The sequence below is a fragment of the Streptomyces sp. MBT65 genome, assembly GCF_016612545.1.
GTDB lineage: Bacteria > Actinomycetota > Actinomycetes > Streptomycetales > Streptomycetaceae > Streptomyces.
Map to the genome: position 1 here is coordinate 1 of NZ_JAENRY010000490.1, position 5,057 is coordinate 5,057.

5 protein-coding genes are annotated in these 5,057 nt (G+C 68.7%); all 5 read right to left on the reverse strand.

Translation table 11 applies throughout. The features are described 5' to 3' along the window. Positions 1-20: 20 nt before the first annotated feature. Complete coding sequence (locus JHN63_RS48900; RefSeq protein ID WP_307782173.1) at positions 21-2,093, reverse strand: AAA family ATPase; 2,073 nt, start codon at positions 2,091-2,093, stop codon at positions 21-23. A 523-nt stretch (positions 2,094-2,616) separates the two neighbouring features. After that, a complete protein-coding gene (locus tag JHN63_RS48905) occupies positions 2,617-3,507 on the reverse strand; it encodes an NADP-dependent oxidoreductase (protein ID WP_200691596.1) in 891 nt (296 codons plus the stop codon). 91 nt (positions 3,508-3,598) lie between these two features. Further along, complete coding sequence (locus tag JHN63_RS48910) at positions 3,599-4,000, reverse strand: nuclear transport factor 2 family protein (RefSeq protein ID WP_200691597.1); 402 nt, start codon at positions 3,998-4,000, stop codon at positions 3,599-3,601. A gap of 245 nt (positions 4,001-4,245) precedes the next feature. Next, complete coding sequence (locus JHN63_RS48915; RefSeq protein ID WP_200691598.1) at positions 4,246-4,665, reverse strand: ester cyclase; 420 nt, start codon at positions 4,663-4,665, stop codon at positions 4,246-4,248. A gap of 112 nt (positions 4,666-4,777) precedes the next feature. Next, positions 4,778-5,057, reverse strand: a 280-nt coding sequence (locus tag JHN63_RS48920) for an alpha/beta fold hydrolase (RefSeq protein ID WP_374223022.1), incomplete at its 5' end; no start/stop codon positions are given.

Here is a 5,057-nt window from a genome sequence, read left to right on the forward strand (position 1 = left end):
CCTACGCCCTGCGGGCCGAGTCAGAGCGGACCGGCCCCGAGGGCGGGGCCGGTCCGCTCTGACTCGGCCCGCAGGGCGTAGGCGATGGCCTCGCTCGGGCCACGGTGGCTGCCGCCCTCCGCGAGGGCCTTCTCGCACGCTGAAGGGCCCAGGGCGCGTACGACGTCCTCCTCGCACCGGGCGTGGGACCCGGCGATATGCGGAAAAGCGGAGATGCTGGTGCCGATGTCCTGCCAGAGGGAACGCGCGGTGCCCAGCAGCCTTGCCGCAGGCTCGTGGTCGCCGCGGGAGGCGGTGATCCAGGCGAGCAGTTCCAGCAGATGCGCCGCCCCGATGTGGTCGTGGAAGCCCCGCATGATCTCCAGCCCGGCCCGGGCAAGCGCGCTGCAGGCTTCCCGGTCGCCGCGCAGCCAGGCGTCGATGCCCAGCGCCCACAGCGCGTACGCACGGCCCCACCGCTCACCGTGCGCCTCGGCGGCGGCAACCGCGCGCCTGGCGGTCTCCGCTCCGCCTGGGTCTTTGAGGCGGAGCTGGGCAAAGGCCAGCTGGAACAGCACGAAGACCACTCCGGATTGCTCGTCCAATGTCGTCCAAGCGGCCACCGCGCCCTTGAACAGGGCCACGGCCTCCTCCGATTGCCCCCGGAACACCGCCAATGAACCGCGCAAGCCCTGGACGTGGGCGCGCACCGACGGGTCGTCCAGCCGCTCGCCCAGTTCGTCGGCCTCGTCCAGCCACCGGCCGGTCAGCGCGTGGTCGCCCTGGAGCAGTGCCACCCAGGCGGCGACCCACAGTGCCCTGGCCCTGAGCGGTGTGGGTTCCGGAGCGGCTGCCAGGGCCCGGTCGAGACCGCGGCGTCCCTCGCCGAGGAATCCGCCACCGCACCAGTGGAAACGCAAGGCGGCGGCCAGCGCCAGTGTGGCCTGCGGATCGCCGCCGCAGGCCAGAGCCACCAGCAGGTTCGCGTGTTCGACGCGCAGCCGGGCCAGGGCTTCCTCCTGGCCGGGGCCGTACCAGCCGTCGGCGATGCGCTCGGCGAGGGCCAGATAGTAAGCGCGGTGCCGTTGCCGTGTCAGCTCTTCCTCCCCGGATTCGGCCAGCCGTTCCCGCCCGTACTGGCGGATGGTCTCCAGCAGCCGGTAGCGGGGCAGCCCCTCGCGCTCGCAGGGCAGGACGATGGACTGCGCCACCAGCTGGTCGAGGAGATCAAGCACCTCACCCCGGCCGATTCCGTCGCCCGCACCCACGTCCTCGGCCGCGTCCAGGCCGAAGTCGTCGGCGAAGACCGAGAGCCGGTGCCACAGCAGCCGCTCGGCGGGCGTGCACAGCTCATGGCTCCAGTCGATCAGTGCGCGTAGCGTCCGCTGGCGTGGCCGGGCGACCCGGCTGCCGCTCGTGAGCAGCCCGAAGCGGTCCTCCAGCCGGTTCACCGCCTCGTCGACGGTCAGCATCCGCAGCCGGGCCGCGACCAGCTCGATGGCCAGCGGCAGCCCGTCAAGACTCGCGCACAACCGGAGGACTTGGGCGCGGTTGCCGTCGGTGACCTGGAACTCGGGGCGCACGGCTGTGGTCCTGTCCCACAGGAGTTCCACCGCGTCGTCGGGTGCCAGCGGAGGGACGGCGAAGACGTGCTCGCCGTAGATTCCCAGTGCCCGGCGGCTCGTCGTCAGAATGCGCAGCCCGGGGGACGCCGACAGTAGACCCTGGGCCAGCTCGGCGCAGGCGTCGACGAGGTGCTCGCAGTTGTCCAGAACGAGCAGCGAACCACGGTGGGCCAGAAAGGCGGCGAGCTGATCGATGAGGGGCCTGGTGCCCAGGTCCGGCACCCCCAGTGCGGTCGCTGCGGCGTTCGCCACCGACGACGGGTCCCGCACCGCCGCCAGATCCACCAGCCACACCCCGTCCACGAAGTCCGCCACCGACGCGGCCGCCTCCAGCGCCAGCCGTGTCTTGCCCACCCCGCCCACACCGGTGAGCGTCAGCAGCCGCGTCGTCCCCAGACGTCGGCGCACTTCGGCGAGGTCCCGGCGCCTGCCCACAAACGTGCTCAGGGAAGCGGGCAGATTCCCCGCCTCTGATATCTGGACAGTCACGTTCCTTCTCGCCTTCAACGGCTCGCACGCGTCCTGGGACGTCAAGGACGACTGTCGGCGGTGGCAGCACGCTTCGTCGCGCGCAGTCGGGGCGCAGTCCTGCCGCCGTGCCCCCCATTCCTGCAACCGGCACGACAATGTCAACAGCTACGACTTCGAGGTGCGGTACGCAGAAGAGCGGGATATCTGAAGTCGGCATTAATGGCACATTAAATTAGCAAATGGACACAGGTTGCAAGGGTGACTGTGCCAGAGATCTCACGAGGCCACCCCGAATCGTCCCGGACCCGAATCGCCAGACTGCGTCTGAGGAACGGGGCCTTCGCCACCCGTACCATGTTCACCCGAATCTCCCCGGGCTCCTGCGACCGCAGCGACACCCGGACCCTCCCCAAACAGCGACGTCGGCCTTCAAGACCACAACCAGGTCTCGAAGGCCGACGTCACGCACAGGCCAGCATTTGCCAACAGCATCCGGGTGCCGGGGTGAAGCCTCTGTGACCGATGCCGTTGGCCAAGACGTCTAGGGAAGGATGATCGTCTTGCCCGCCGCGTGCCCCGCGGCGCTGTGTTCCTGGGCAGCTCCGGCCTCGGCGAGCGCGAAGCGGCGCTCGACAGGCAAGCGGAAGGCCGGCAACGCAGCTGCCTCGGCCCAGGCCTTGCGGTGATCCGATGCTGCCGCAGACACCTGCGCTCCGAGTTCGAGCGCCGCGAAGTCGGAAATCGAAAGGACCCGGGAAGGCTCCCCGGCAATCTCGATCAGGTCGGGCAACACGCCGGCACCAGAGAGATGAAGGGCTCCGTCGATACCCGAGGGCGCCTCCGCCGTGACGCGCGCGACGAGACCGTCGCCGTAGACGACCGGAATCGCTCCCAGGGACGCGAGATAGTCCTGGTTCGGCGCGCTTGCGGTACCCACCACCGATATCCCGCGGCCGACGGCGATCTGGACAACCGCGGTTCCCACGCTCCCCGAGGCACCGCTGACGAGTACGGTCTGTCCGGCGACCAGCCCGAGCTGGTCGATAACCCGTACGGCTGTCTCGACGGCCGCTCCCCAACCGGCGGACTCCTCGACGTTCACGCCCTCCGGCACCGGTGCCCACGTAGTAAGAACCGCCTCTTCGGCATACGTCGAGCGGCCCACGCCGAACACCGACTCCCCGACCACCGCATCGATGACGCCTTCGCCGAGTGCGGTGACCGTACCTGCCGCGTCGCTGCCGGTCCCGGCCGGAAAGTCGACGGGGATCATGCCTTCCATCTGTCCCGAGCGGATCTTCCAGTCGATCGGGTTGACTCCTGCGGCCGCCACGCGGATGAGGATCTCGCCCGGCTGCGGCGTCGGAGCCGGAATGTCGACGAGGTCTAGCTTCTCCGCGCCGCCGTAGCTGTTGAACTGGATCGCCTTCATGGCACTCCCTTGGTTCGAGTCCGACCGCATAACGGGAATGACTCGTGATCTTTGAACGGTCTCACCACACGTGTGAGACCGGGCGTTCTGCTTACAGTCCCGCCTCGGCGAGCACATCGGTCGCGCGGGAGTCGTAGTACTCCTCGAGCCTGCTGATCAGACCGTCGGAACCGAGCTCGACACGCATGAAGGCAGGAAGCCGGAGCCGACTGCCCGTGAGGAGATCGGCCGTCAGGGTGTGCTGGAGGAACACCTGCCGGCCCACCGCCGTCATGCGGCGGTCCTCGTAAGCCACCTTCGAGGACGCCGGCCCCAGCAGCCTGACCCTCTGGAGGCACGTGTCCACGTTCTGCTCAACCTCGTCGTCCGCGTGCCAGATGACGGCATCCGGCGCGAAACATGCCAGGAGCCGTTCCATGTCACCTTCCTCGGTGGCGGTGTACATGCTGTCGATTGCCTCGTAGCCGTTGGGACCGGAGGTCTGTTCCGCCATGTCTTCCTCAGCCTTCATTCTGTTGTGAATGGCCTGCTTGCTTGCCTGGCATGTTCTGTTTGATGGGCGACGAATGGAGCGAGCGCCTCCGGTATGTCGTCCGACGGCCCTCAGGAGCCGACGGGCAGCAGCGTGAGCCAGGAGAACCTCCGGCGAAGGGGCTGTGGGGCGACCAACTTCGGCCCTTCGCCGGGGGTCCTTGTCTCGTCGGCTCACGCCGCACTGCTGCGTCCCTTGCTGCTGCCTCAGTCGGTGCGCTGCATCTGCATCTGCAGTTGCAGCAGTTCCTCAACGTGCCGGATCTCGACGATGCGGCCGTCGACCACGCGCGCGAGATCGATGCCGGAACAGGTCACGTCACGGCCGGTCGCGGGCAGCCCGAACCACGGGCCGGTGTGGGTCGCTGTGATCACCCACTGGGAGACGACCCAGCCGTCGTCCGTCTCGGCCTGGTAGACGATCTCGTGGTGAGGGTTGGTGAAGCCGTCACGCATGGCGACGATCATCCCCTTCATCCCCTCGATCGCCGACGGAGCCCCCGGGGGCAGGTTGTGGTCGACGACGTCGGGCGAGACCAGGGTGTCCACCGCAGCGACATCGCCCGCGTCGAAGGCGGCGAACAGGCGAGTGGGAACATCGCGGGCGGAAGTGATTTGGCTTGTCATGAGGGGTTTTCCTCTCACCTTGGTGTGCTTGTCTTCGAAGTCGCCGTCCAGGGACCGCGTGAGCTCTGCGGCGGACGGGACGGAAGCCGTGTGGTCGTGTGGTGCTTCCTGGTCAGGGGGTGGCGTTGGACGTGGGGTAGAACGCGTTGATCTCGGCCAGGACGCGGTCGGGTGCTTCGTGGAGGAGGAAGTGTCCGGCGCCGGGGACGTCGGCGGAGGTCGCGTCGGGGGCGGCGTCCTGGAGGGGCGCCAGGACCATGTCGGCGAGGCCGGCCTGGGTGATCATGCGGACCGGGATGGTCAGCGGGGTCTCCTGCAGCTTGGTGTTGTCGGCCTCGTCCTGGATCTCGGTCCGGTAGAGCTCGAAGCCGGCGTGCAGGACCTGGGGGCGG